Here is a 23,507-nt window from a genome sequence, read left to right as displayed (position 1 = left end):
TGCGGGTCACAATGAACTGGGGTGAGGCTGAATGGTGCGCGATAAGGCTGGGGGATGATGAATTTGAAATGGGGGTGTACGTGAAAGATCGCAGCCTCGTTGCACTCGACAGCTCCTACAGGGCGTACGCCATCCCAATGTAGGAGCTGTCGAGTGCAACGAGGCTGCGATCTTTTCGGCGCAACTCAGGAACAGGCGGCCTTGCGCGGCGCTGAAACCAGCCGGTCGCGAAACTCCAGATAATGCTTGAGCACTTGCCCCGGCGCCTCGGTCTGCGGGTAGTGGCCGATGCCGGGCAACAGGACCGTGTCCGGGTTCGGGATCAGCTCCCGATAGCGTTCGACCATGTGGCCGCCGGAGATCGGATCGACCTCGCCATCGATCACCCGCAGCGGCACTTCATCACGCTGCATCGCGCGGACCCAACGGTCGCGCTGGGCACGTCGTTCGGGGATGTAGGCGATCAGCTTGTGCATGATCCGCGGCCCGTGATTGCTCTCGACCAGGCTCCAGAAGTCGTCCATCTCGCTTTCGCTGGGGCGGCTCTGCGGACCGAAGATCTGCCGGAAACTCTTCACCAGACCGTCCCGGGAAAAGGCGCGGCCAATCATCCAGCCCAAGGGGCTGAGCAGCAGTTTTTGCATCAGGATCGGGCGATGGGTTTCGGGAAACAGGCCACCGTTGAGGAACACGCAACTGGCGATATGAATGCGCGCTTCGTAATGCCGGGCCAGCAGTTCCTGAGCGACGCTGTCACCGTAATCGTGAGCGAGCACATGCACCGACGGCTCCACCTTCAAGTGTTCCAGCAAGGCCTGTTGCAGATCGGCCTGCTCCAGCAAGCTGTATTCGTGGCTCACCGGTTTGGCGGAGTCACCGAAACCGAGCATGTCGCAGGCAATCACCCGAAAACGCTGAGCCAATGGTTGCCACAGGTAATGCCAGTCCCAACTGGCAGTTGGAAAGCCATGAATGAGCAGCAGCGGCTCGCCCTGCCCCGCCGTCCAGTAGCGGACAGTGTGGCCACGGAACACGAACGTCTGGCCGCGTTTGCGCCAGACACACAGAGGGATCTCGGCGAGAGGCATCAGAGTTTATATCCCGCGTCTTGTTTATCGAGTTTGCGCAGCAGCGCTGGCCACGCCAGTGCACCGCCCATCCCTTGAGCACTTTTGGTGACGCCGGCAATCATCGCCTTGGCGCCCGCCAGAATCTGCGGTTCAATGGCGATCAGTTCGGCGCCGCCGTTCTGCGCCAGCACCTGAATATCGCAGGCACGCTGAAAGGTAAACATCATCAGAAAGGTATCGGCGATGGTGCTGCCACAGGTCAGCAGACCGTGGTTGTGCAGCATCAGGAAATTGTTTTCGCCGAGGTCGGCTTGCAGTCGCGCCTTCTCTTCGTGGTTCAGCGCCACGCCTTCGTAGGCGTGATACGCCAGGCTCGACAGGACAAACAACGATTGCTGGCTGATCGGCAAAACGCCTTGTTTCTGCGCCGACACCGCGACGCCTGCAGCCGTGTGCGTGTGCAGCACGCAAACCACGTCGTGACGCACTTCATGCACCGCGCTGTGGATGGTGTACCCCGCCGGATTGATCTCGTAGGGACTGTCCATCAGCTTGTTACCGGCCTGGTCGACTTTAACCAGGCTCGACGCGGTGATCTCGTGGAACATCAGCCCGAACGGGTTGATCAGGAAGTCTTCAGTGCCCGGCACCTTGGCCGAGATGTGCGTGAAGATCAGATCATCCCAGCCATGCAGGGCCACCAGACGGTAGCAGGCAGCCAGATCGACACGGGTCTGCCACTCGGCGGCGCTGACCTGGTCTTTGATAGTGGAGGGGGATTGGACGGGGGCTACGCTCACGGCAAGGAACTCCTGTTCTTATTGTTTTGCTCACGTAAAGCAGTCTAGTCAGCCCCCGAGGTTCGTGTAGTTGCATTGGCAGCCAGCTTGATGGCCTAGCGAGTCAGTGCGTCGACGCCTTTGGATCCGTGTCAAAGTATTGCCGCCAGCAACGGCGCCGCGAACACGTTCAGCAGCCTGGTCAGAACGATGACCAGCCCCGCCACCGAGCCTTCTTCACCGCCGACTTCATGGGCTCGCCCTCTTGCGCGAGCAGCCGGTCAGCCCTGCAGCGCGCTGACCAACTCTGCCAGCCAAGGCTCGGCGTCGGTCTCCGGGGTCACGCTTTCACTGGCATCGAGGCGCAGCATCGGCAGCACTTCGCGGATGCCCAGCTCGCCGAACAATTCGCGCATCAACTCACCGCCACCGCAAAACGTGTCGCCGTAACTCGCATCGCCCAGGCCGATCACGGCGCCCGGCAAACCACGCCAGGCGGCCGGCAACTGGTCGCGAATCGAAAAATACAACGGTTGCAGGTTGTCCGGCAATTCGCCCATGCCCGTGGTGGACGTCACCGCCAGAAAAGCTTCGGGACCGAAGGCCTGCACATCGGCGAGGCTTGCGCGCGGGTTGTGAAAGGTTTCGAAACCTGCGGTTTGCAAAATGCTCGCGGCATGGCGAGCGACTTCTTCAGCCGTGCCGTACACCGAGCCGGAAAGGATGGCGACTTTCATCAAACTGATCCTGAAGCTGAGTAAAAAGACGGAGATATTAACAGCCGCAGCCCAGAAGATGCGATACGCTCTCAATAGCGCTGGCGGCCAGTGCCTGGTGTGCCTCTAGCATGCACCGCTCAATCAACTTGGAAAGGATTCTCTGATGATCAACGCCCAATTGCTGCAAATGGTGATCAACGCGTCCAATGATGGAATCGTGATTGCCGAAAAGGAAGGCGAGCAAGACAACATCCTGATTTACGTCAACCCGGCGTTCGAGCGCCTCACCGGATACACCAGTGAAGAAATCCTCTACCAGGATTGCCGTTTCCTGCAATCCGGAGACCGTGACCAAGAGGCTCTCCCGTTGATTCGCGAGACGTTGCAAAGAGGCGACTCCTGTCGGGAAATCCTCAGGAATTACCGCAAGGACGGTACGCCGTTCTGGAACGAGCTGTCCCTTTCAACGGTAAAAAACCCGAGTGACGGGCAGACCTATTTTGTCGGGGTACAGAAAGACGTCAGCGTGCAGGTCAAGGCACAGCAGCGAGTTACGCAGCTCGAAGCGCAGCTGGCGGAAGTCCAGGCGGAATTAGCCGCTTTAAAAGCGACGAACGGCAAAAACAAAACCGCGAATTAATTGTCATTAACTACAATCACCGATGGGTTTGTAACTTTTTCTTTCGAGCAGATCATGCAGCGCGACGCACTCCTGACACAGGATGAGCTGGATTTTATCCAGACCATGCAACACAACCCGCAACTCAATGTGCGGGATGCGACGTCGAGCCTGCTCGTCAACGGTGGTTCGCAGATCCGTGATTTGCTCACGCGCCTTGCCGCGCATGAGCAAGTCACTATCCAGGCCAACTTCGAAAACCAGCAAATGACCTTCCCGCTGCACTTGGTGGAAGACGAATTTCATGCGCTGCATTTACGCCTCGGCGTCCCCAGCATCTATGAAGACGGGCCGTCGGTCCGGCCATGGCGGCTGGTGCTCGAAGAGCCGGTGGCGCTGGAAAACGCCAGCGGCCAACCCGGTACGATGTGGGTACACGAAGTGTCGTTCAAAGGGGTTTTGCTGGAAGTTCGCAACAGGACCAAACCGCCGAAACATTTCGCCTTGTGGTTCAGCCCGTCAGGCTATGAGCGGATCGCGTTGCGCGGCACGTTCGAGAAAGAAACCGAACAGGGTTTTTATGCTTACCAGTTGAGCCAGAGCGACAAGGACGAAACCGAGCGCCTGCGCCAATACATCCTTCAGCAGCATCGCCTGACTCATCCCGCCATGCACCTCTGAATCTCAAGTGTCCAGGTTACCCGCCAGGAACTGTTTCAGACGCTGACGCATCACCACTCCCTCGCGCCCCAGGCAACCGATCGACGAACCGGACAGGCTCTCCTGCGCGAGGTCGGACGCATCACCGGCCAGCATCAACTGGCAATCGAGACTCATGGCCAGGCGATTCAAACGCCGTGGCAATTCGGTGGTCGGCGCGTGATTGGAAACCAGCACCAGCGCCTTGGGCTTGATCCGTTCGCAGAGCAAGGTCAATTCCTCGAATGGCTGACCGATAGCCAACACTTGAATCGCCGAATCGACACTGCTCAGAAACAGCGCCGTGACCAGCACGTCGAGTTCTCGACACTGATCGGTCAAGGCGCAGACAATCACTCGCCGTGGCTGCATCACACGCACCAGCAGCAGACGCTGCAACACCCGCGAACGCAGAAAACCATCGAGGAAAAGCCACTCGCTGGCCTGACCGAACGCTTCCTGGCGCTGCAACAATCGAGTCCAGAGCGGCATCAGGATGTCCTGGAACACCACCGTCAGCGGATAACTGGAAAAGATCTGTCCATAGACCTGCTCCAATTGAACCTCGTCAAAGTCATTCACTGACGCCTGAACTTGCTGTTGCCATTGCGCGTAGTCAGCCTGCACCCGTTCAGTGGGAATGATTTGCGCCAGCGCCTTGAGCGGTTCGGACCTGGCCAATAGCTTGCCGACCTTGCTGACGGCAACACCGCGATCGATCCAGCCGATAATGCTGCGGACCCGATCGATATCGGTCATCGAGTACAGCCGATGCCCGCTTTCGGTGCGGGTTGGCTCGATCAGACCATAACGACGCTCCCATGCGCGTAGCGTGACTGGATTGACCCCGGTCAGGCGCGCCACCTCACGAATCGGAAAGAGTTCGTCCCGTTCAAGAGTGGCAGCGTTTGGCACACCTGGTTTAGCGTCAGTCAGGACAGGCATTTTGTCGGTGTACGTCCTTGTATAAATTGGATCCCATTCTACCCCTCTTGCCCCATCACCCTTCAACACAATGATCGGCACCGATTGTCACTGACGCCACAGGCCGAATCAGGAATAATCCTTGCTAGTCCCAAGACGCAGCCCACCACCCCGGCGCTGCGCCTGGCGGAACTCCTACCCGGAGTGACGCGTTTGTCATATGGAGATACACAATGTCTACCTCACCCGTCACGCTGATGGTTGCGCGCCGCGTCGCCGATGGACGTTATCAGGACTTGATCGCCTGGCTGCGCGAAGGTGAACAACTGGCCACCGATTTTCCCGGTTATCTCGGCTCTGGCGTGCTCGCCCCGCCGCCCGACGATGACGAATTCCAGATTATTTTCCGCTTCGCCGACGAGCAAACCCTGCACGCCTGGGAGCATTCCGTCTCGCGCACAGCCTGGCTCGGGCGCGGTAGCGACCTGTTTGCCCACCCTACCGAGCATCGCGTCAGCGGCATCGAAGGCTGGTTCGGTACTGCCGGTCAGCGTCCACCACGCTGGAAGCAGGCCGTGGCGATCTGGCTGGCGTTCTTCCCGGTTTCGCTGCTGCTCAACGTTGTGCTCGGGCCATTGCTCGGCGAGATGACCCTGCTGCCTCGCGTGCTCATCAGCACCCTGTGCCTGACCCCGCTGATGGTCTACTTCTTCATCCCGTTGTCGACCCGCCTGCTGGCCAACTGGCTGAACAGCACACCCACGCGTCGATTGCCCACCGAGCCCTCCCACCAAACCCCTAACCCTGTAGGAGCGAGGCTTGCCCGCGAAGAACGATGACGCGGTTAACGAATAGACCGAGTCGTTCCGTTCGCGGGCAAGCCTCGCTCCTACAAAAGCCACCTCGTGGCTTGTCGCTGGTATAGTTTTGCTCTCACCGCGACGCGAGCCGTTCATGACCTCTTCCGCAGCTCCGATCCTCATCACCGGTGCCGGCCAGCGTGTCGGCCTGCATTGCGCGCAGCGCTTGCTCGAAGACGGCCATCCGCTGATCTTCAGCTACCGCAGCGAGCGCCCCGGCGTGCAAACCCTGCGCGACCTGGGAGCGATCGCGGTGTTTGCCGACTTCTCCACTGAAGCCGGGATCTTCGCCTTCATCAGCGAATTGAAAACCCACACCGACAGCCTGCGGGCGATCGTCCATAACGCCTCCGAATGGTTGGCCGAAACCCCGGACACCGACGCCACGGCGTTCACCCGCATGTTCAACGTGCACATGCTTGCGCCGTACCTGATCAACCTGCATTGTGCGGACTTGCTGCAACGCACCAGCCCCGCCGACATCGTGCACATCAGCGATGACGTAACGCGCAAGGGCAGCAGCCAGCACATCGGCTACTGCGCCAGCAAAGCCGGGCTCGACAGCCTGACCCTGTCCTTTGCCGCGAAATACGCGCCGACAATCAAGGTCAACGCAATTGCGCCAGCCCTGCTAATGTTCAATCCCGACGATGACGCGGCCTACCGCGCCAAGACGCTGGCCAAGTCCGCGCTGGGCATCGAACCCGGCGCTGAAGTGATCTACCAGAGCCTGCGTTATTTGCTCGACAACCCTTATGTCACCGGCACGACCCTGACCGTCAACGGCGGACGGCACATCAAATAAGCTGCCCCGCGAGGATGTTCCATGACGTTATCCCTGCCTCAGAACGCCCTATCCCAGAGCTATCGCGAAATCCTCATCGGCCTCGGTGAAAATCCCGATCGCGAAGGCCTGCTCGACACCCCGCTGCGCGCGGCCAAGGCCATGCAGTACCTGTGTCATGGTTACGAACAGAGTGTCGAAGAGATCGTCAACGGTGCGCTGTTCGCGTCCGACAACGATGAAATGATCATCGTCGACAACATCGAGCTGTACTCGCTCTGCGAACATCACATGCTGCCCTTCATCGGCAAGGCCCATGTGGCTTATATTCCAACGGGCAAGGTGCTGGGCCTGTCGAAGATTGCGCGGCTGGTGGACATGTTCGCCCGCCGCCTGCAAATCCAGGAAAACCTCACCCGGCAGATCGCCGATGCGGTGCAGCAAGTGACCGGCGCGGCAGGCGTCGCGGTGGTCATCGAAGCCAAGCACATGTGCATGATGATGCGCGGCGTCGAGAAACAGAATTCGACCATGAACACCTCGGTCATGCTCGGCGCCTTCCGCGACTCGAGCAACACCCGCCAGGAGTTCCTGCAATTGATCGGACGGAGCAAGTAGCAATGCCACAACTTCAACCAGGAACGGCACGCATCCGGGTCAAGGACCTGTGCCTGCGGACCTTTATCGGGATCAACGAGGATGAAATCCTCAACAAGCAGGATGTGTTGATCAACCTGACCATCCTGTATGCGGCCCAGGAAGCGGTGCGTGACAACGACATCGATCACGCGCTGAATTACCGCACCATCACCAAGGCGATCATCGCTCACGTGGAAGGCAATCGCTTCGCCCTGCTCGAACGCCTGACCCAGGAAATTCTCGACCTGGTCATGGCCAATGCGTCGGTGTTGTACGCCGAGGTCGAAGTCGACAAGCCCCACGCCCTGCGATTCGCCGAGTCGGTGTCGATCACCCTGGCCGCGAGCCGCTGACGGCGTCTGGCGCATTGTTCGCCAGGCTTTTATCATTCCGCGCACGAACTGAACGCACAGAGCCCATCATGACCGAGCAACAACGCCTGGAACTCGAAGCCGCCGCCTTCCGCCGGCTGGTCGCGCACCTGGACAGCCGCAAGGATGTGCAGAACATCGACCTGATGAACCTCTCCGGTTTCTGCCGTAACTGCCTGTCCAAGTGGTACAAGGCGGCGGCGGATGAACGCCAGATCGAGGTCAGCCTCGACGATGCCCGCGAAGTGGTTTACGGCATGCCGTACGCCGATTGGAAAGCCCAATACCAGCAAGAAGCCAACGCCGAACAACAAGCGGCGTTCGCCAAAGGAAAACCCAATGAGTGATTTGAACACCCTGCGCGCCAGCCTCCAGAGCGGCGAACACGTATTTGCCGACACCCTGGCGTTCATCGCCGCCGGTTACGATTACCAGCCCCAGGCCTTCACCAATGGCAGCGTGGAAAACGCCGCCGGGCAGAACGAAGGTTCGTGCAAGACCCTGGGTCTGGCCCTGCTGGAAGGCTTGAGCGATGAAGAGGCGCTGCTGGCGTTCGGCGAGCATTACCGCTCGGTAGTGGCGACGCCTGAGGGCAGCGACCACGGCAACATCCGCGCGTTGATTGCTCATGGATTGGCTGGTGTGAAGTTCACTCAGCAACCCCTCACCCGCCGTTAACCTGTAGGAGCGAGCTTGCTCGCGATGGTCGTCAACGATAACGCGTTAAACCAGATGCCCAGTGGCGCCCTTGTGTTTTTCGCGAGCGAGCTCGCTCCTACAGTGGGTTAGCGGCACATCCCGACTTTTAAGATTGACCCGGCGACTTTATTTCGTTTGCCGGGTACCGCTGCTCACGGCTTAGATAAAAAGAAGCAACCCTTCTTCTGAGTCAGGTATCCATGAGCAGCGAAACCATCAGCCAGTCGATCAACATCGTTCACCCCGTCACGCTCAGCCACGGCAAAAATGCCGAGGTCTGGGACACCGATGGCAAACGCTACATCGATTTTGTCGGCGGCATCGGCGTGCTCAACCTCGGCCATTGCCATCCGCGCATCGTCGAGGCCATTCGCGAACAAGCCACCCGGCTGACCCACTACGCGTTCAACGCCGCCCCGCATGTGCCCTACATCGAACTGATGGATCGCCTGACGGCGTTTATCCCGGTGGACTATCCGGTCAGCGGCATGCTCACCAACAGCGGCGCCGAAGCGGCGGAAAACGCCCTGAAGATCGTCCGTGGCGGCACCGGCCGCACGGCCGTGATTGCCTTCGACGGCGCCTTCCACGGCCGCACCCTGGCCACCCTCAACCTCAACGGCAAAGTCGCGCCCTACAAACAGAAAGTCGGCGTGCTGCCGGGCCCGGTGTACCACTTGCCCTATCCGAGCAAAGACAATGACGTGACCTGCGCCGAAGCCTTGAAGGCCATGGAGCGACTGTTCAGCGTCGAAATCGATGTCGATGACGTTGCCTGTTTTATCTTCGAACCGGTGCAGGGCGAGTCTGGCTTCCTGGCGATGGACATTGAATTCGCCCAGGCACTGCGGCGCTTCTGTGACCAGAAAGGCATCCTGCTGATCGCCGATGAAATCCAGTCCGGCTTCGGCCGCACCGGCCAGCGTTTCGCGTTCTCACGACTGGGTATCGAGCCGGACTTGATCCTGCTGGCCAAAAGCATTGCCGGCGGTGTGCCGCTGGGTGCGGTGGTCGGACGCAAGTCGCTGCTCGACACCTTGCCCAAGGGCGGATTGGGTGGCACCTACTCGGGCAATCCCATTGCCTGCGCCGCCGCGTTGGCGACGCTGGATGAAATGACTGATGCGAATCTGCAAGCCTGGGGCACGCAACAGGAAGAAGCGATTGTCAGCCGTTACCAAGCCTGGCGCGCCAGCAAGCTGTCGCCGTATCTGGGCCGTTTGACCGGCGTGGGTGCGATGCGCGGCATCGAGCTGAGCAATGCCGACGGCACGCCGGCATCGGCACAACTGACCCAACTGCTGGCGCTGGCGCGGGACGCCGGGTTGCTGCTGATGCCCAGCGGCAAGTCGCGCCACATCATTCGGCTCCTGGCACCGTTGACCACCGAAGCGGCGGTGCTGGAGGAAGGGCTGGATATTTTAGAGTCGTGCCTGGCGAAGCTTTCCTGAAAAGCAAACTACGATCAGGGACTGACATAGCGAATTATGTTCGCTTGTCGTCGCCGATTTGGCGTCGCAATACTGAGCAAAGACCCGACTCATGCCGATCAATTAACGGAAAACGGAAAATGAAACAGTAGGAGCCAGGCTTGCCGGCGAAGGCGATCTCAAGGACGCCTTCGCCGGCAAGCCTGGCTCCTACATAAAATAAAAAACGGTTCGCCTGACCGTTCGGAATTTACCAAACACCCTCTTTTTATTTAGCGAGATCACGACCACCTACAAGCCAGAGGCATTCATGTATCACGACAATATAATTTATAAGAAAAAGTCCAATGATCCTCAATTCCTGCTTGGCGTCGCCGTGGTGTTGTTTCTCGGCGCCTACCTGATGAACCTGGGTAACAGCGCCCTCAGCCATTTCCTGCAGCCATTGCTGGGCGATGCCCCCGACAGCCTGCCCGCACGCAACATCGCCATCGGCCTGGCGATCGCCTTTCTGGGCACGCTGAACTTCCACGTCCTCGGACGCTTGAAGTTCAAGGTGCAGACCACCGTGGTCTGGATCGAACTGCTGATCCTGTTCCTGGCGTTTTTCGACACCTTCGACCTCTCCTACAGTTTCATCCTCGACAAGATCGGCTTCCTGATTGTCCAGGGCACCGCCACCACCCTGTACATCTCCGCCATCGCCATTGTGATTGCCTTCGTGCTGGCGTTGATCGGCGCGGTGGCCAAGCTGTCGAACAACGGCCTGGCCAACGCCATCGCCTCGTTCTACACCTCGTTCTTTCGCGGTGTGCCACTGCTGATTCAGATCTACCTGATTTACCTGGGGCTGCCGCAACTCGGTTATGTGGTCGACGCGGTGCCCGCCGGCATCCTCGCGTTGTCCCTGTGCTACGGCGCTTACATGACCGAGATTTTCCGCGCGGGTATCCAGAGCATTCCGGTCGGCCAGTGGGAAGCCTCACGCGCCTTGGGCATCAGCCCATTCAAGACCCTGAGCCGGGTGATCATGCCGCAAGCCTTGCGGGTGATCATCCCGCCCACCGGCAACCAGTTCATCGCCATGCTCAAGGACAGTTCGCTGGTGTCGGTCATCGGCGTGTGGGAACTGATGTACCTGGCCAAGACCCAGGGTCGCGCGGACTTCCGCCACCTGGAAATGCTGATCACCGCCGCGATGATTTACTGGGCCCTGTCGTTCATCCTCGAACGGGTGCAGGCGCGGATCGAAAAACGGGTCAACCGATCCATCGCAAGGGGTTGATGCGTGATGACTCGAACCACTACCGCTGAACGACTCGACCTGGCGCCTGTTTCACAGGCCAGTCCTTCCATGATTTCGATCACCGGCCTGAACAAGTGGTACGGCGATTTTCACGCCTTGCGCGATGTCGATCTGACCGTCGCCACCGGCGAAATCCTGGTGGTGTGCGGGCCGTCGGGCTCGGGCAAGTCGACAATGATTCGTTGCATCAACCACCTGGAAAACTTCCAGAAAGGCCACATTGAGGTCAACGGCATCACCCTCACCAGCGAGGCAGAAAGTGTCAGCGCGGTGCGCCGGGAAATCGGCATGGTGTTCCAGAGCTTCAACCTGTTTCCGCATTTGAGCGTGTTGGACAACCTGACCCTGGCGCCGCAATTGGTGCAGGGCGTGTCGAGCACCGAGGCCAAAAAACGTGCCCAGGTTTACCTGGAACGGGTGCGCATTGCCGAGCATGCGCACAAGTATCCCTCGCAACTGTCCGGTGGCCAGCAGCAACGCGTGGCGATTGCCCGGGCGCTGTGCATGAACCCCAAAGTAATGCTGTTCGACGAACCGACTTCGGCCCTCGACCCGGAAATGGTCCACGAAGTGCTGGACGTCATGGGCGAACTGGCCACCGACGGCATGACCATGATTTGCGTGACCCACGAAATGGGTTTTGCCAGCAAGGTCGCCGACCGCGTGCTGTTCATGGACCAGGGCCAGGTCATCGAGCAAGCCACCCCCGCCGAGTTTTTCAACAACCCGCAAACCGAACGCGCACAGAAATTCCTGTCACAGATCATTGGTCACTGAGTACCGTTTTGCCCTTCATAACAATAACCATAAGTGGAGATGGACATGGTCAGCAAAAAACACGTAATCGCAGCCGCACTCTCACTGGTGTTCGTCGGCACCGCCAATGCCGGTGCCGTCCTGGATAAAATCCAGAGCAGCAAAACCATGACCGTCGCCACGTCGGCGACCTGGCCACCCCAGGGTTTTATCAACGACAAAAATGAAATCGACGGGTTTGACATCGACGTGTCCAAGGAGATCGCCAAGCGTCTCGGCGTCGCGGTCAAGTTCATCACGCCCGATTGGGACGTGATCACGGCGGGCAAATGGAACGGGCGTTGGGACATGTCCGTGGGCTCGATGACCGCCACTAAAAGTCGCGCGCGAATCCTCGATTTCCCGGCCACCTATTACTACGTGCCGTACGTGTTTGCGGTTCACAACAAGTCCACGCTCACCGACCACAAAGCGCTGAATGACAAAACCATCGGCGTCGAAGGCGGCACCACATCCGAGGACTTCCTCAACCAGGCACTGGCCATCGAAACCACGGATGTGCCGCCGGTAATCTACGACGTAAAAACCAAAAAAATGAAAACCTACTCCGGTTCCGTCGGGCCGCTGGACGACCTGCGCCTGGGCGACGGCACTCGCCTGGACGGCATCCTCACGCAACGCAGCACGCTCGACGCAGCCGTCAAGAAAGGCTACCCGTTGCGCGCCGTCGACAATGCCGTGGCGTTCTACGAACCACTGGCCATTGCCACCGACAAGGGTGACCCGGAGCTGACCAGCAAACTCAATGAAATCGTCGGCCAGATGCACAAGGACGGCACACTGACCAAGCTCTCGGACAAGTGGTACGGCGTGGACTACTCGACCATCAAGTAACCCCTCCCACCTGTAGGAGCGAGCTCGCTCGCGATGGACGTCAACGATAACGAGTGCTGTCTGAATGCACGCCGTCGCCTTACGTTTTTCGCGAGCAAGCTCGCTCCTACAGTATTGGGTGTATGCATTATTTATTGGCCATTTCTCAAGGATTGACCATGTCCTTTCCCAGCACCTGGTATTCCCAAACCTCGCAGCCTCGCCCGGCCAGGCCGCAACTGGCCGCGGACAAAAACTGCGATGTCTGCATCATCGGCGCCGGTATCGCCGGCCTCACGGCCGCCCTGGAACTGACCCGACGCGGCAAACGCGTGATCATCCTCGAAGCCCATCAAGTGGCCTGGGGCGCGTCCGGGCGTAATGGCGGCGTGGTCTCGCCGGGCTGGGCGGAAGGGTCGGGAGCGATTCGCAAGAAACTCGGGCTGGAACAAGCCAAGGCGCTGTTCCAGATGTCGGTCGAGGGCGTGGAGATCGTCCGTCGCAACATTGCCGAACTGGCGCTGGCGGGTTGCGATCCATCCGCCGGCACGATTCGGGTCAAGCGGTACGATGACAGCGCCAGCGTGAAAAAGCACATTGAAACCATGCGCCGCGACTTCGGTTATGAACTCAACTTCCTCGACACTGCCCAGGTCCGCGAACGGGCACACACCCTGCGCTATTTCCAGGGCATCGAGGACCCGAACGCCCTGCACTTTCACCCACTGAATTACTGCCTGGGGTTGGCCCTCGCCATCGAAGCGGCTGGCGGTCGAATTTTCGAACAATCAAAAATGCTCGCCTGGCATCGCAAAGGCGCGCACAAAATCGTCGAGACCGCTCACGGCACGGTGCGTTGCCAGGACCTGGTGTTCTGCGCCGGCGGTTACGGCGGGCCGGAGCTGCAAAAACTCAGCCGCGCCTACCTGCCCATCGCCACCTACGTGGTGTTGACCGAGCACCTGGGCGACTCGATCAAAAACGTCCTCGACTCTGGCGCCGCCTTCTCCGACGATCGCCGCGCCTCGGACTATTACCGCGTGGTCGAAGGTGATCGGCTGCTGTGGGGCGCACGCATCACCACCCGCAACGAGCAAAACGAAAAAGCCCTGGCCACGATGCTCAAGGCGGATATGGTTGCGGTGTACCCGCAACTGGCCCCGGTCAAAATCGAACTCGCCTGGTCCGGCCTGATGGGTTACTCCACCAACAAAATGCCCAACCTGGGATTGCTGGAACCCGGCGTCTGGGCCTGCACCTCGTTTGGTGGTCACGGTTTGAATACCGGCTCGATCGGCGGCAGGGTCATCGCCGAAGCGGTGTGCGGGGAAAGTGCCCGTTATGAAATGTTCAAGCCGTACTTGCTGGACTGGAACGGCGGGCCGTTCGGGCGGGTGGCTGCCAATGCGATCTATCAATCGCTGAAGCTCATGGATTTCGTCCAGGAACGCTTTCGCGGCTGATCAACACACTCCCTTGTAGGAGCGAGGCTTGCCCGCGAAGGCGATTTAAAGTCCAGCATTGATGTCGACTGACACGACGCCTTCGCGGGCAAGCCTCGCTCCTACAGGGGGTGAGGTGAACGTATTTTTTGGGCACAAAAAAAACCGGCCGAAGCCGGTTTTTTCATTTCAACGAAATCAGAACGAAGCGTTCTGCAGGTCGTCGAGGTAGCGCTCAGCGTCGAGTGCCGCCATGCAGCCGGCGCCGGCCGAGGTGATGGCCTGACGATAAACGTGGTCAGCCACGTCACCGGCGGCGAAGATGCCTTCGAGGCTGGTCGCTGTGGCGTTGCCGTCGCGGCCGCCCTGCACCACCAGATAACCGTCTTTCAAGGTCAACTGGCCTTCGAACAACGAAGTGTTCGGGGTGTGGCCGATGGCGATGAACACGCCGTCGACGGTCAGCTCGTCGAAGGTGCCGTCGTTGTTCTTCAGGCGAGCACCGGTCACGCCCATGTTGTCGCCCAGGACTTCGTCCAGGGTCGCGTTCAGCTTCAGGATGATCTTGCCTTCGGCAACGCGGGCATTCAGCTTGTCGATCAGGATCTTCTCGGCGCGGAAGGTTTCGCGACGGTGGATCAGGGTCACGGTGCTGGCAATGTTGGCCAGGTACAGCGCTTCTTCGACAGCCGTGTTGCCGCCACCGACCACAGCCACTGGCTTGTTGCGGTAGAAGAAACCGTCGCAGGTGGCGCAGGCCGAAACGCCTTTGCCCATGAACGCTTCTTCCGACGGCAGACCCAGGTAACGCGCGCTGGCGCCGGTGGCGATGATCAGGGCGTCGCAGGTGTAGGTCGCGCTGTCACCGGTCAGGGTGTATGGCTTGGCAGCGAAGTCGACGGCATTGATGTGATCGAAGACGATCTCGGTTTCAAAGCGCTCGGCGTGCTCTTTCATGCGCTCCATCAACGCCGGGCCGGTCAGGCCGTGGACGTCGCCCGGCCAGTTGTCGACTTCGGTGGTGGTGGTCAGTTGACCGCCGGCCTGCATGCCGGTGATCAGCAGTGGCTTGAGGTTGGCACGGGCGGCATAGACCGCGGCGCTGTAACCGGCAGGGCCGGAACCGAGAATAATCACTCGCGAATGACGGACTTCAGACATGACCTGCTCCTGTTGACCGGCCCAACCATCTGGGGCGGAACGCCGGGTTGCCGGCGGGAATAAAAAAGGACCGTTGAATGCACTTGGGGAAGCGCTTGAACTCGACAGTCCTGTAAAAAGATTGGGTGCAGCGTATCGAGGGGGCGAAGATTAAGGAAATACGGTTTAACAATCCAGCTCATAGGCGGTCTCTATCCCGTTGCGATGCATTTATAGACGCCTTTGTTACAGTTAATGTCGATACCCACACCGCGCTATCGCCCCTCTGGCAAAGCCGGTAAGGTCGGCGCGTTTTCCCTCTGTTCGGAGCACGTTATGCCCGCCCCCGTTCTGTCCGGCCCGCAATACCTGCGCGAAGGCCTCAAGCTGGTCCTGAGCCCAGGCCTGCGTTTGTTCGTGTTGTTGCCCCTGGCGATCAACCTGGTGCTGTTCGTCGGATTGATCTATCTGGCCAGCCATCAATTCAGCCTGTGGGTCGATACGCTGATGCCGTCCCTGCCCGACTGGCTGAGTTTTCTCAGTTACGTCCTCTGGCCGATTTTTGTCGTGCTGGTGGTGTTGATGGTGTTTTTCACCTTCACCCTGCTCGCCAACGTCATTGCCGCGCCGTTCAACGGCTTCCTCGCGGAGAAAGTCGAAGTGGTGGTGCGTGGCACCGACGATTTCCCGTCCTTCAGCTGGGGCGAACTGATTGCCATGATCCCGCGCACGTTCGCCCGGGAGATGCGCAAACTCGGCTACTTCCTGCCGCGAGCGCTCGGGCTGCTGATCCTCTCGTTCATCCCGGTGGTGAACATCATTGCCGCGCCGCTGTGGCTGCTGTTCGGGGTGTGGATGATGGCGATCCAGTACATCGACTACCCGGCGGACAACCACAAACTGGGCTGGAACGAAATGCTCGCCTGGCTGCGCGAAAAACGCTGGCAGAGCATGAGCTTCGGCGGGATCGTCTACCTGGTGCTGCTGATTCCGGTGGTCAACATCCTGATGATGCCGGCCGCCGTGGCCGGGGCGACCTTGTTCTGGGTGCGTGAGCGCGGGGCCGAAAACCTGGTGGTGGCGCAACGCTGATCCGGTCACAAATCCATCATCCTATCGTCACAACGACGACATGGCCCCGGTCGACACTGGGGTCATGACGACAGCTCTGCATATCACCCTGATCACCGAAACCTTCCCTCCCGAAATCAACGGCGTGGCCAATACCCTCGGCCGCTTGTGCGATGGATTGCGCGCGCGCGGGCATCAGGTGGAGCTGGTACGGCCTCGTCAGGGTTGCGACCAGCAGATGGGCAGCGACGATGAACTGCTGCTGTGCCGGGGCTGGCCGCTGCCGGGTTATCCCGGTTTGCAATGGGGCCATTCGTCGATGCACAAGCTGCTGCGGCGCTGGAAACGCCATCGCCCTGACGTGCTGTACATCGCCACCGAAGGCCCTTTGGGCTTGTCGGCATTACGCGCGGCTCGGCGCTTGGGCATCTCGGTGGTCAGCGGCTTTCACACCAATTTCCAGCAGTACTCCAGCCAGTACGGGCTCGGGTTGCTCGCGCGGTTGCTGACCCATTACCTGCGCTGGTTTCACAATCGCTCAACCCTGACCCTGGTGCCGAGTGTCAGCCAGCGCCTGGAGCTGGAACGCCGGCATTTCGAACGCCTGGCGTTGCTGTCCCGAGGGGTCGACAGCCAGTTGTTCCACCCGAGCAAACGCTTGAAAGCGCTGCGCGAACAGTGGGGCCTGGCGGACGATGACATCGCCGTGATTCACGTAGGACGCCTCGCTCAGGAGAAAAATCTAGGCTTGCTCAAGCGTTGTTTCGACACGCTGAAAGCGACTTATCCACAGCGAATCATCAAGTTGATTGTGATCGGCGACGGTCCGCAACGACTGTTCCTGGAGAAGGAACTGCCCGAGGCGATTTTCTGCGGTTCACAGCGCGGCGAAGCCTTGGCCAGCCACTATGCGTCGGGGGATATGTTTGTGTTCCCGAGCCTGACCGAAACCTTCGGCAATGTAGTGCTGGAGGCGCTGGCGTCGGGTCTGGGCGTGGTGGCGTACGATCAGGCGGCCGCCGCTCAGCATATTCGCCATGGTTACAACGGCGTGCTGGCGATGCCGGGGGATGAAGCAGCGTTTTGCGATGCCGCGGTGTGGTTGCTGGAACAGGACGAAACCTTGCGGTGCGTGCGGCTTAATGCGCGCCAGCATGCGAGCCGGCAGGGTTGGGCGGCGATTATCGAGCAGTTTGAGGGGCAGTTGCGGGGGGCTTGTGTTGGGGAGCAGGTGATGCCGAATGCACCGACTGTACCCTGAAGTTTCGGTGTTATTGAGTCAGCCTTCGCGAGCAAGCCCGCTCCCACATTCGACCGATTTCTGCCTGAAGAATGCCAATAAATGTGGGAGCGGGCTTGCTCGCGAAGGGGCCATACCTGACGCCGCTTAAACCAGCGTCATCAACGCCTCACGGCTGAACGGCAGAATGTCTTCCTCACGCCCATCACGCACTTTCTGCGCCCAATCCGGGTCAACCAACAACGCACGCCCTACGGCAACCAGGTCGAACTCATTGTTGTTCAAGCGCTCCAGCAGTTTTTCCAGGCTGGCCGGCTGGGCGATCTTGTCGGTATTGACCATGAACTGCAGGAACTCGCCATCCAGACCGACGCTGCCCACGGTGATCGTCGGCTTGCCAGTCAGTTTGCGTGTCCAGCCTGCCAGGTTCAGTTCGGAACCGTCGAACTCCGGCTCCCAGAAACGGCGCGTCGAGCAGTGGAAAATGTCCACGCCGGCGTCGGACAACGGCTTTAGGAATTCGCCCAATGCCTCCGGGGTTTGCACCAGTCGCGCGGTGTAATCCTGCTGCTTCCACTGGGAGAAACGGAAGATGATCGGGAAGCCTTCGCCGACGGCCGCACGCACCGCTTGAATCAACTCGATGGCGAAACGCGAACGGTTGGCCAGGTCGCCACCGTATTCGTCGGTGCGCTGGTTGCTGCCTTCCCAGAAGAACTGGTCGACGAGGTAGCCGTGGGCGCCGTGGATTTCCACGCCGTCCATGCCGATGCTCTGGGCATCTTTGGCCGCCTGGGCGAATGCGGCGATCACGTCCTGGATGTCCTGTTGGGTCATGCCGTGCACCACGACTTGACCGTCCTTCAATTTTTCCGACGGGCCGTAACCCGGCACGCTGGCATCCGGCTCGGTGCCGATGCGGCGCACGCTGCCGACGTGCCACAGTTGCGGAACGATCTTGCCACCTTCGGCGTGGACCGCGTCGACCACTTTCTTCCAGCCCGCCAATGCCGCTTCACCGTAGAAATGCGGGACGTTCGGGTAGCCGTTGGAGGCCTGGTGACCGACGGTGGTGCCTTCGGTGATGATCAGGCCAACGCCCGCAGCCGCGCGACGACGGTAGTATTCGATGACTTTGGAATTGGGTACGCCACCCGGCGAAAACGAGCGGGTCATCGGCGCCATGACGACGCGAGTCGGCAGTTCGAGGGTGCCGAGGTGGAACGGTTTGAACAAGGCTTTGACAGGCATGAGGGCGCTCCACGGGGAATGACTTTATGACGGGGATAATATGGAGACTGAAGCGCCTTGAACAGCACTATTGATTTTGGTGATTAAGGATCAAAAGACAGAAACAAAAGATCGCAGCCTCGTTTCACTCGACAGCTCCTACACAAACACGCGTTCATGTAGGAGCTGTCGAGTGAAACGAGGCTGCGATCTGTTGATCTTTCTCTTAGCTCAGCGCCTTTTCGATCGCATGAACGACCGTCGGATCATCCGGCGCCGTACGCGGCGAGAATCGCGCCAGTACACGCCCATCCTTGCCCAGCAGGAATTTTTCGAAGTTCCAGGTAATGTCACCCGGGAACTCGGCGCCCTCGCCCGCCAGCAGACGGTACAACTGATGACGATCATGACCGTTGACTTCCAGCTTGCTGGACAACGGAAAGGTCACGCCATAGTTGAGCTCGCAAAACGCCTGGATCTCTTGCTCGGTGCCCGGTTCCTGACCGGCAAACTGGTTGCACGGCAAGCCCAGCACGCTGAAACCCTGCCCCTTGAATTTCTGGTGAAGGTTTTCCAGCGCTGCGTACTGTGGGGTCAAACCACATTTGGAGGCCACGTTGACCACCAGCACGACTTGCCCTTTGAAAGGAGCCAGCGGTAGCTCCTGACCATCCAGGGCTGTCAATTTAAGGTCGTGAAAAGCACTCATGACGAACTCCAAATTCCCGTGTTCTTCTCGAAACAGCCTCTTGGCGGCGCCGCCAGGGACAGCCGCGGACTAAAAAAGGCGCCCCTCGGGCGCCTCTCCAGTTCTCGAAGCTTAGCGCAGAAAATCAGTGGTGATGGCCACCTTCGCCATGGACGTGACCATGAGCGATTTCTTCCTGGCTGGCATCACGGATGTCGATGATCTTGACCTGGAAATTCAGGCGCTGACCGGCCAACGGGTGGTTGCCGTCGACGGTGACATCGTCGCCGTCCAGATCGCGAATGGTGACGATCTGCATCTGGCCGTCCGGCGCGGAAGCGTGGAACTGCATGCCCACTTCCAGTTCGTCGACGCCTTCGAACATGCTGCGGCTCAGGGTGCTGACCAGTTCGGCAGCGTATTCGCCGTAAGCATCTTCAGGTTCAACGGCTACGGTCAGCTCGTCGCCGACTGCTTTGCCTTCCAGCGCCTTTTCCAGGCCCGGAATGATGTTACCTGCGCCTTGCAGGTAGACCAGCGGCGCGCCGCCGGCGGAGCTGTCGATGACCTCACCAGCGTCGTTGGTCAGGGTATAGTCGATGGAGACAGCCTTATTGGCGGCGATCAGCATGGGGCGAGACCTTTTGCATAAGAATGAAGAATGTCCAAGTTTAGCGAAGCAATCGTCCGAAAGCGAACACAACCCGGACAGACGGGGTGCGACGATCACAGGCTTCCATCAAGACGAGGACGGCCACTGGGTGGCCGAGCTTTCCTGCGGCCACACACAGCACCTGCGACACCAGCCGCCCTGGCAATCCCGGGCCTGGGTGATGGAGCCGTTGCTGCGCAATGAAAAAATAGGTCAGCCCTTTGATTGCGGTTGGTGCGCACAAGGCATGGTTAGCGATAACCTTGGCGACTGATTTCGGCAGATAGCCAGATATAGGCTATCGCCACTGCCATGCACCTCCAGAGAATTCGCATGCAAACTTTTTTTATCGCACCCACCGATTTTGGTGTGGGTCTGACCTCCATCAGCCTCGGGCTGGTACGTACCCTTGAGCGGGCCGGCCTCAAAGTCGGCTTTTTCAAACCGATTGCCCAACCCCATCCGGGTGATACCGGGCCTGAACGCTCCACCGAGCTGGTGGCGCGCACCCACGGTCTGAAACCGCCCCAGCCGCTGGGCCTGGCGCATGTCGAGCGCATGCTCGGCGACGGTCAGCTGGATGAGCTGCTGGAAGAAATCATCACCCTCTATCAGCAAGCCGCGATCGGCAAGGACGTGCTGATCGTCGAGGGCATGGTCCCGACCCGCAGCGCCAGTTACGCCGCGCGGGTCAACTTGCATTTGGCCAAGAGCCTCGACGCCGATGTGATTCTGGTGTCGGCACCGGAAAACGAAGTGCTGACCGAACTCTCGGGCCGCGTGGAATTGCAGGCGCAATTGTTCGGCGGGCCGAAAGACCCGAAAGTGCTCGGCGTGATTCTCAACAAGGTCAAGACCGACGAGAGCATGGACGCCTTCGCCGCACGCCTGAAAGAGCATTCGCCGTTACTGCGCAGCGGCGATTTTCGCCTGTTGGGTTGCATTCCGTTCCAGCCAGAACTGAACGCGCCGCGCACCCGCGACGTAGCCGACCTGATGGGCGCGCAAATCCTCAACGCGGGTGATTACGAAACCCGGCGCATGACCAAAATCATTATCTGCGCCCGGACCATGCGCAACACCGTGGAGTTGCTCAAGCCCGGCGTGCTGGTGGTGACCCCTGGCGATCGCGACGACATCATCCTCGCCGTCAGCCTCGCCGCCATGAACGGCGTGCCGTTGGCCGGCCTGTTGCTGACCAGCGACACCCTGCCCGACCCGCGCATCATGGACCTGTGCCGTGGCGCGTTGCAGGCGGGCTTGCCGGTGTTGTCGGTGAGCACCGGTTCCTACGACACCGCCAACCAGCTGAACGGCCTGAACAAGGAAATCCCGATCGACGACCGTGAGCGCGCGGAGATCATCACCGATTTCGTCGCCAGCCACCTCGACGCCAACTGGCTGCACCAGCGCTGCGGCACCCCACGGGAAATGCGCCTGTCGCCGGCGGTGTTCCGCTATCAATTGATCCAGCGCGCCCAGGCTGCGAACAAGCGCATCGTCCTGCCCGAAGGCAGCGAGCCGCTGACCGTACAAGCGGCGGCGATCTGCCAGGCGCGCGGGATTGCCCGCTGCGTGTTGCTGGCGAAACCGGAAGACGTCGAAGCCGTTGCTCGTGCCCACGATATCGAGTTGCCGCCAGGACTGGAAATTCTCGATCCGGACCTGATCCGCGAACGTTATGTCGAGCCGATGGTGGCGCTGCGCAAGAGCAAAAGCCTCAACGCGCCGATGGCCGAGCAGCAACTGGAAGACACCGTGGTGATCGGCACCATGATGCTGGCGCTGGATGAAGTCGACGGCCTGGTGTCCGGCGTCATTCACTCCACCGCCAACACCATCCGCCCGGCTTTGCAGCTGATTAAAACGGCGCCGGGCTGCACGCTGGTGTCGTCGGTGTTCTTCATGCTGTTTCCGGAGGAAGTGCTGGTCTACGGCGACTGCGTAATGAACCCGCACCCGAGCGCCAGCGAACTGGCCGAAATTGCCCTGCAAAGCGCGGATTCGGCAGCCGCGTTCGGCATCACCCCACGCGTGGCGATGATCAGCTACTCCAGCGGTGAATCGGCCAGCGGCGAAGAGGTCGAGAAAGTGCGCGAAGCGACGCTGCTCGCCCACGAACAACAGCACTCGCTGCTGATCGACGGCCCGTTGCAGTACGACGCCGCCGCCAACGAAACCGTGGCGCGGCAACTGGCGCCGAACAGTCAGGTGGCCGGTCGCGCCACGGTGTTCGTGTTCCCCGACCTGAACACCGGCAACACCACCCACAAAGCCGTGCAACGCAGCGCCGACTGCGTCAGCCTCGGGCCGATGCTGCAAGGCCTGCGCAAACCGGTGAACGATTTGCCGCGCGGCGCGCAAGTCGACGACATCGTCTACACCATCGCGTTGACCGCGATTCAAGCTGCCAACCGACCTTTGGATCTTTAAATGCTGGCGTCCCTCCCTGCACCGCTGCGAGGCGTGATTGCCTCGTTGCTGTTGGCACTGAACACGATTTTGCTGTGCTCGTTTCTGTTCTGCGTGGCGATCTTCAAAGTGTTGCCCTTCGCCCTCACCCAACGTTTCACGCGTTGGTTGATGAGCCACACCCATGAAGCCTGGATCAGCAACAACAAGGCCTGGATGAACCTGGTCTGCCGCACCCGCTGGCACCTCAGCGGCCTTGAAGGGCTGGACTACCAGCACTCGTACCTGATCACCAGCAACCATCAGAGCTGGGTCGACATCATGGTGCTGCAATACGTGCTCAACCGGCGTATCCAGCCGCTGAAGTTCTTTCTCAAGCAAGAGCTGATCTGGGTGCCGGTGATTGGTCTGGCCTGGTGGACCCTGGGCTTTCCGTTCATGAAACGCTACTCCAAGGCGTATCTGGAAAAACACCCGGAGAAGAAAGGCAAAGACCTGGAAACCACCCGCAAGACCTGCGACAAGTTCCGCAATAACCCGGTGGGGATTTTCAACTTCGTCGAAGGCACGCGCTTTACCGAGGGCAAACATGCCCAGCAGAAATCACCGTTGCGCTACTTGTTGAAACCCAAGGCCGGCGGCATTGCGTTTGTGCTGGATGCGATGGGCGAGCAGCTGGAATCGATCGTCAACGTGACCATTCACTACCCGGGCGGGCGTCCGGGGTATTGGGATTTGCTCTGTGGCAACGTTGCGGACGTGGTGGTGCATTTTCAGGAACTGAAGATTCCGCCGCAGTTCATTGGCAAGAATTACGACCAGGATGGCGAGTACCGCTTGCAGTTTCAGGGCTGGATCAATCAGTTGTGGGAAGACAAGGATGCGTTGCTGGGGCAGATGCATCGGGAGTATCCCGCTAAGTAGTCGGGTGTCAGTACCGGCCTCTTCGCGAGCAAGCCCGCTCCCACATTAGATCTTCAGTGAACACAGATTTTGCGAACGCCAGAGATTAAATGTGGGAGCGGGCTTGCTCGCGAAGGCGTCCTCCCAGACACAAAAAAACCCGCCGATGATCACTCATCGGCGGGTTTTTTATTAACGGCT

General features: G+C 59.8%; 26 protein-coding genes and 1 pseudogene. 18 read left to right on the top strand and 9 right to left on the bottom strand.

Features of this window, described 5'->3' with window-relative positions; all coding sequences use genetic code 11:
- Positions 1 to 185: 185 nt before the first annotated feature.
- The 4 genes and pseudogenes from ACIPL2_RS11810 to ACIPL2_RS11795 all read right to left on the bottom strand — a co-directional run bounded on the left by ACIPL2_RS11810 (position 186) and on the right by ACIPL2_RS11795 (position 2,586).
- Positions 186 to 1,088 (bottom strand): alpha/beta fold hydrolase, encoded by a 903-nt coding sequence (locus ACIPL2_RS11810; protein ID WP_401356286.1) that lies wholly within the window; start codon positions 1,086 to 1,088, stop codon positions 186 to 188.
- Positions 1,088 to 1,870 (bottom strand): class II aldolase/adducin family protein, encoded by a 783-nt coding sequence (locus ACIPL2_RS11805; RefSeq protein WP_401356283.1) that lies wholly within the window; start codon positions 1,868 to 1,870, stop codon positions 1,088 to 1,090. The genes ACIPL2_RS11810 and ACIPL2_RS11805 overlap by 1 nt, the downstream gene beginning before the upstream one ends.
- Positions 1,871 to 2,001: 131 nt before the next feature.
- A pseudogene (locus ACIPL2_RS11800) lies at positions 2,002 to 2,109 on the bottom strand (LrgB family protein); the annotation flags it as partial.
- A gap of 21 nt (positions 2,110 to 2,130) precedes the next feature.
- Positions 2,131 to 2,586, bottom strand: coding sequence for a flavodoxin (locus ACIPL2_RS11795; RefSeq protein WP_401356280.1), 456 nt, complete (start codon positions 2,584 to 2,586; stop codon positions 2,131 to 2,133).
- Between the two features lie 145 nt (positions 2,587 to 2,731).
- On the opposite strand from ACIPL2_RS11795, the gene ACIPL2_RS11790 reads away from it, so the two are divergent.
- Positions 2,732 to 3,208, top strand: coding sequence for a PAS domain-containing protein (locus ACIPL2_RS11790; RefSeq protein ID WP_401356278.1), 477 nt, complete (start codon positions 2,732 to 2,734; stop codon positions 3,206 to 3,208).
- 54 nt (positions 3,209 to 3,262) lie between these two features.
- Entirely contained in the window at positions 3,263 to 3,868 is a 606-nt protein-coding gene (locus ACIPL2_RS11785; protein WP_401356277.1) for a hypothetical protein, read from the top strand.
- A 3-nt stretch (positions 3,869 to 3,871) separates the two neighbouring features.
- Here ACIPL2_RS11785 and ACIPL2_RS11780 read toward each other — a convergent pair whose 3' ends face one another.
- The gene (locus ACIPL2_RS11780; RefSeq protein WP_401356274.1) at positions 3,872 to 4,831 is read right to left on the bottom strand and encodes a MerR family transcriptional regulator; all 960 of its coding nucleotides are present in this window, start codon (positions 4,829 to 4,831) and stop codon (positions 3,872 to 3,874) included.
- A gap of 212 nt (positions 4,832 to 5,043) precedes the next feature.
- Between ACIPL2_RS11780 and ACIPL2_RS11775 the strand changes: the two genes are divergently transcribed.
- The 11 genes from ACIPL2_RS11775 (at position 5,044) to ACIPL2_RS11725 (ending at position 13,991) form a co-directional block, all read left to right on the top strand.
- A complete protein-coding gene (locus ACIPL2_RS11775; protein ID WP_401356272.1) occupies positions 5,044 to 5,649 on the top strand; it encodes an antibiotic biosynthesis monooxygenase in 606 nt (201 codons plus the stop codon).
- Between the two features lie 115 nt (positions 5,650 to 5,764).
- Entirely contained in the window at positions 5,765 to 6,475 is a 711-nt protein-coding gene (folM, locus tag ACIPL2_RS11770) for a dihydromonapterin reductase (protein ID WP_401356269.1), read from the top strand.
- A 21-nt stretch (positions 6,476 to 6,496) separates the two neighbouring features.
- Positions 6,497 to 7,072, top strand: a complete 576-nt coding sequence (folE, locus tag ACIPL2_RS11765; protein ID WP_401356265.1) for a GTP cyclohydrolase I FolE — start codon at positions 6,497 to 6,499, stop codon at positions 7,070 to 7,072.
- Positions 7,073 to 7,074: 2 nt separating this feature from the next.
- Positions 7,075 to 7,446, top strand: a complete 372-nt coding sequence (folX, locus tag ACIPL2_RS11760; RefSeq protein WP_401356262.1) for a dihydroneopterin triphosphate 2'-epimerase — start codon at positions 7,075 to 7,077, stop codon at positions 7,444 to 7,446.
- A gap of 68 nt (positions 7,447 to 7,514) precedes the next feature.
- Positions 7,515 to 7,811: a DUF1244 domain-containing protein gene (locus tag ACIPL2_RS11755; protein WP_401356260.1), complete on the top strand. Its 297-nt coding sequence runs from the start codon at positions 7,515 to 7,517 to the stop codon at positions 7,809 to 7,811.
- A complete protein-coding gene (locus tag ACIPL2_RS11750) occupies positions 7,804 to 8,142 on the top strand; it encodes a HopJ type III effector protein (protein ID WP_401356258.1) in 339 nt (112 codons plus the stop codon). Before ACIPL2_RS11755 ends, ACIPL2_RS11750 begins: the two co-directional genes overlap by 8 nt.
- Positions 8,143 to 8,363: 221 nt before the next feature.
- On the top strand, positions 8,364 to 9,614 hold the full coding sequence (locus ACIPL2_RS11745; protein WP_401356256.1) for an aspartate aminotransferase family protein: 1,251 nt from the start codon (positions 8,364 to 8,366) through the stop codon (positions 9,612 to 9,614).
- A 289-nt stretch (positions 9,615 to 9,903) separates the two neighbouring features.
- The gene (locus ACIPL2_RS11740) at positions 9,904 to 10,878 is read left to right on the top strand and encodes an amino acid ABC transporter permease (RefSeq protein ID WP_401356254.1); all 975 of its coding nucleotides are present in this window, start codon (positions 9,904 to 9,906) and stop codon (positions 10,876 to 10,878) included.
- Between the two features lie 6 nt (positions 10,879 to 10,884).
- Entirely contained in the window at positions 10,885 to 11,676 is a 792-nt protein-coding gene (locus ACIPL2_RS11735) for an amino acid ABC transporter ATP-binding protein (protein ID WP_401356251.1), read from the top strand.
- A gap of 45 nt (positions 11,677 to 11,721) precedes the next feature.
- A complete protein-coding gene (locus tag ACIPL2_RS11730) occupies positions 11,722 to 12,549 on the top strand; it encodes a transporter substrate-binding domain-containing protein (protein ID WP_401356248.1) in 828 nt (275 codons plus the stop codon).
- A gap of 158 nt (positions 12,550 to 12,707) precedes the next feature.
- Complete coding sequence (locus ACIPL2_RS11725) at positions 12,708 to 13,991, top strand: NAD(P)/FAD-dependent oxidoreductase (RefSeq protein ID WP_401356246.1); 1,284 nt, start codon at positions 12,708 to 12,710, stop codon at positions 13,989 to 13,991.
- 177 nt (positions 13,992 to 14,168) lie between these two features.
- On the opposite strand, the gene trxB is transcribed toward ACIPL2_RS11725, so the two are convergent.
- Entirely contained in the window at positions 14,169 to 15,131 is a 963-nt protein-coding gene (gene trxB, locus ACIPL2_RS11720) for a thioredoxin-disulfide reductase (RefSeq protein ID WP_401356244.1), read from the bottom strand.
- Between the two features lie 315 nt (positions 15,132 to 15,446).
- Between trxB and cysZ the strand changes: the two genes are divergently transcribed.
- Both cysZ and ACIPL2_RS11710 read left to right on the top strand, forming a co-directional pair.
- Positions 15,447 to 16,202 carry a sulfate transporter CysZ gene (gene cysZ, locus ACIPL2_RS11715; protein ID WP_401356241.1) on the top strand — a complete coding sequence of 252 codons (756 nt, stop codon included), beginning with the start codon at positions 15,447 to 15,449 and terminating at the stop codon, positions 16,200 to 16,202.
- Between the two features lie 40 nt (positions 16,203 to 16,242).
- Positions 16,243 to 17,442 (top strand): glycosyltransferase family 4 protein, encoded by a 1,200-nt coding sequence (locus ACIPL2_RS11710; RefSeq protein WP_401356238.1) that lies wholly within the window; start codon positions 16,243 to 16,245, stop codon positions 17,440 to 17,442.
- 126 nt (positions 17,443 to 17,568) lie between these two features.
- On the opposite strand, the gene ACIPL2_RS11705 is transcribed toward ACIPL2_RS11710, so the two are convergent.
- From ACIPL2_RS11705 to ACIPL2_RS11695, 3 genes are all read right to left on the bottom strand, one after another.
- Positions 17,569 to 18,672 carry an NADH:flavin oxidoreductase gene (locus ACIPL2_RS11705; RefSeq protein WP_401356236.1) on the bottom strand — a complete coding sequence of 368 codons (1,104 nt, stop codon included), beginning with the start codon at positions 18,670 to 18,672 and terminating at the stop codon, positions 17,569 to 17,571.
- A 205-nt stretch (positions 18,673 to 18,877) separates the two neighbouring features.
- Positions 18,878 to 19,360: a glutathione peroxidase gene (locus tag ACIPL2_RS11700; RefSeq protein WP_401356233.1), complete on the bottom strand. Its 483-nt coding sequence runs from the start codon at positions 19,358 to 19,360 to the stop codon at positions 18,878 to 18,880.
- A gap of 124 nt (positions 19,361 to 19,484) precedes the next feature.
- Positions 19,485 to 19,970 (bottom strand): peptidylprolyl isomerase, encoded by a 486-nt coding sequence (locus tag ACIPL2_RS11695; RefSeq protein WP_007901600.1) that lies wholly within the window; start codon positions 19,968 to 19,970, stop codon positions 19,485 to 19,487.
- Between ACIPL2_RS11695 and ACIPL2_RS11690 the strand changes: the two genes are divergently transcribed.
- Genes ACIPL2_RS11690 through ACIPL2_RS11680 form a run of 3 tightly spaced genes read left to right on the top strand, consistent with a single transcriptional unit; the run spans position 19,939 to position 23,327 of the window.
- Positions 19,939 to 20,265 (top strand): DUF3565 domain-containing protein, encoded by a 327-nt coding sequence (locus ACIPL2_RS11690; protein ID WP_401356231.1) that lies wholly within the window; start codon positions 19,939 to 19,941, stop codon positions 20,263 to 20,265. The genes ACIPL2_RS11695 and ACIPL2_RS11690 overlap by 32 nt on opposite strands.
- Before the next feature lie 59 nt (positions 20,266 to 20,324).
- A complete protein-coding gene (gene pta, locus ACIPL2_RS11685; RefSeq protein ID WP_401356229.1) occupies positions 20,325 to 22,424 on the top strand; it encodes a phosphate acetyltransferase in 2,100 nt (699 codons plus the stop codon).
- Positions 22,425 to 23,327 (top strand): acyltransferase, encoded by a 903-nt coding sequence (locus ACIPL2_RS11680; protein ID WP_401356227.1) that lies wholly within the window; start codon positions 22,425 to 22,427, stop codon positions 23,325 to 23,327.
- Positions 23,328 to 23,507: the final 180 nt, after the last annotated feature.

The sequence above is a fragment of the Pseudomonas sp. NPDC086251 genome (genome assembly GCF_044746405.1).
Lineage (GTDB): Bacteria > Pseudomonadota > Gammaproteobacteria > Pseudomonadales > Pseudomonadaceae > Aquipseudomonas.
The sequence above is the reverse complement of the archived record's forward strand: the minus strand, read 5'-3'. Positions and strand labels throughout refer to the sequence as shown.

Excerpts from the sequence above, each read along its gene's own strand:
- folX (WP_401356262.1), top strand. The coding sequence starts at position 7,075 with ATGCCACAACTTCAACCAGGAACGGCACGCATCCGGGTCAAGGACCTG.
- ACIPL2_RS11750 (WP_401356258.1), top strand. The coding sequence starts at position 7,804 with ATGAGTGATTTGAACACCCTGCGCGCCAGCCTCCAGAGCGGCGAACAC.
- cysZ (WP_401356241.1), top strand. The coding sequence starts at position 15,447 with ATGCCCGCCCCCGTTCTGTCCGGCCCGCAATACCTGCGCGAAGGCCTC.
- ACIPL2_RS11705 (WP_401356236.1), bottom strand. The coding sequence starts at position 18,672 with ATGCCTGTCAAAGCCTTGTTCAAACCGTTCCACCTCGGCACCCTCGAA.
- ACIPL2_RS11755 (WP_401356260.1), top strand. The coding sequence starts at position 7,515 with ATGACCGAGCAACAACGCCTGGAACTCGAAGCCGCCGCCTTCCGCCGG.
- trxB (WP_401356244.1), bottom strand. The coding sequence starts at position 15,131 with ATGTCTGAAGTCCGTCATTCGCGAGTGATTATTCTCGGTTCCGGCCCT.
- ACIPL2_RS11725 (WP_401356246.1), top strand. The coding sequence starts at position 12,708 with ATGTCCTTTCCCAGCACCTGGTATTCCCAAACCTCGCAGCCTCGCCCG.
- ACIPL2_RS11735 (WP_401356251.1), top strand. The coding sequence starts at position 10,885 with ATGACTCGAACCACTACCGCTGAACGACTCGACCTGGCGCCTGTTTCA.
- ACIPL2_RS11790 (WP_401356278.1), top strand. The coding sequence starts at position 2,732 with ATGATCAACGCCCAATTGCTGCAAATGGTGATCAACGCGTCCAATGAT.
- ACIPL2_RS11690 (WP_401356231.1), top strand. The coding sequence starts at position 19,939 with ATGGAGACAGCCTTATTGGCGGCGATCAGCATGGGGCGAGACCTTTTG.
- ACIPL2_RS11775 (WP_401356272.1), top strand. The coding sequence starts at position 5,044 with ATGTCTACCTCACCCGTCACGCTGATGGTTGCGCGCCGCGTCGCCGAT.
- pta (WP_401356229.1), top strand. The coding sequence starts at position 20,325 with ATGCAAACTTTTTTTATCGCACCCACCGATTTTGGTGTGGGTCTGACC.
- ACIPL2_RS11785 (WP_401356277.1), top strand. The coding sequence starts at position 3,263 with ATGCAGCGCGACGCACTCCTGACACAGGATGAGCTGGATTTTATCCAG.
- ACIPL2_RS11695 (WP_007901600.1), bottom strand. The coding sequence starts at position 19,970 with ATGCTGATCGCCGCCAATAAGGCTGTCTCCATCGACTATACCCTGACC.
- folM (WP_401356269.1), top strand. The coding sequence starts at position 5,765 with ATGACCTCTTCCGCAGCTCCGATCCTCATCACCGGTGCCGGCCAGCGT.
- ACIPL2_RS11795 (WP_401356280.1), bottom strand. The coding sequence starts at position 2,586 with ATGAAAGTCGCCATCCTTTCCGGCTCGGTGTACGGCACGGCTGAAGAA.
- ACIPL2_RS11680 (WP_401356227.1), top strand. The coding sequence starts at position 22,425 with ATGCTGGCGTCCCTCCCTGCACCGCTGCGAGGCGTGATTGCCTCGTTG.
- ACIPL2_RS11810 (WP_401356286.1), bottom strand. The coding sequence starts at position 1,088 with ATGCCTCTCGCCGAGATCCCTCTGTGTGTCTGGCGCAAACGCGGCCAG.
- ACIPL2_RS11740 (WP_401356254.1), top strand. The coding sequence starts at position 9,904 with ATGTATCACGACAATATAATTTATAAGAAAAAGTCCAATGATCCTCAA.
- ACIPL2_RS11700 (WP_401356233.1), bottom strand. The coding sequence starts at position 19,360 with ATGAGTGCTTTTCACGACCTTAAATTGACAGCCCTGGATGGTCAGGAG.
- ACIPL2_RS11745 (WP_401356256.1), top strand. The coding sequence starts at position 8,364 with ATGAGCAGCGAAACCATCAGCCAGTCGATCAACATCGTTCACCCCGTC.
- ACIPL2_RS11730 (WP_401356248.1), top strand. The coding sequence starts at position 11,722 with ATGGTCAGCAAAAAACACGTAATCGCAGCCGCACTCTCACTGGTGTTC.
- ACIPL2_RS11710 (WP_401356238.1), top strand. The coding sequence starts at position 16,243 with ATGGCCCCGGTCGACACTGGGGTCATGACGACAGCTCTGCATATCACC.
- folE (WP_401356265.1), top strand. The coding sequence starts at position 6,497 with ATGACGTTATCCCTGCCTCAGAACGCCCTATCCCAGAGCTATCGCGAA.
- ACIPL2_RS11780 (WP_401356274.1), bottom strand. The coding sequence starts at position 4,831 with ATGCCTGTCCTGACTGACGCTAAACCAGGTGTGCCAAACGCTGCCACT.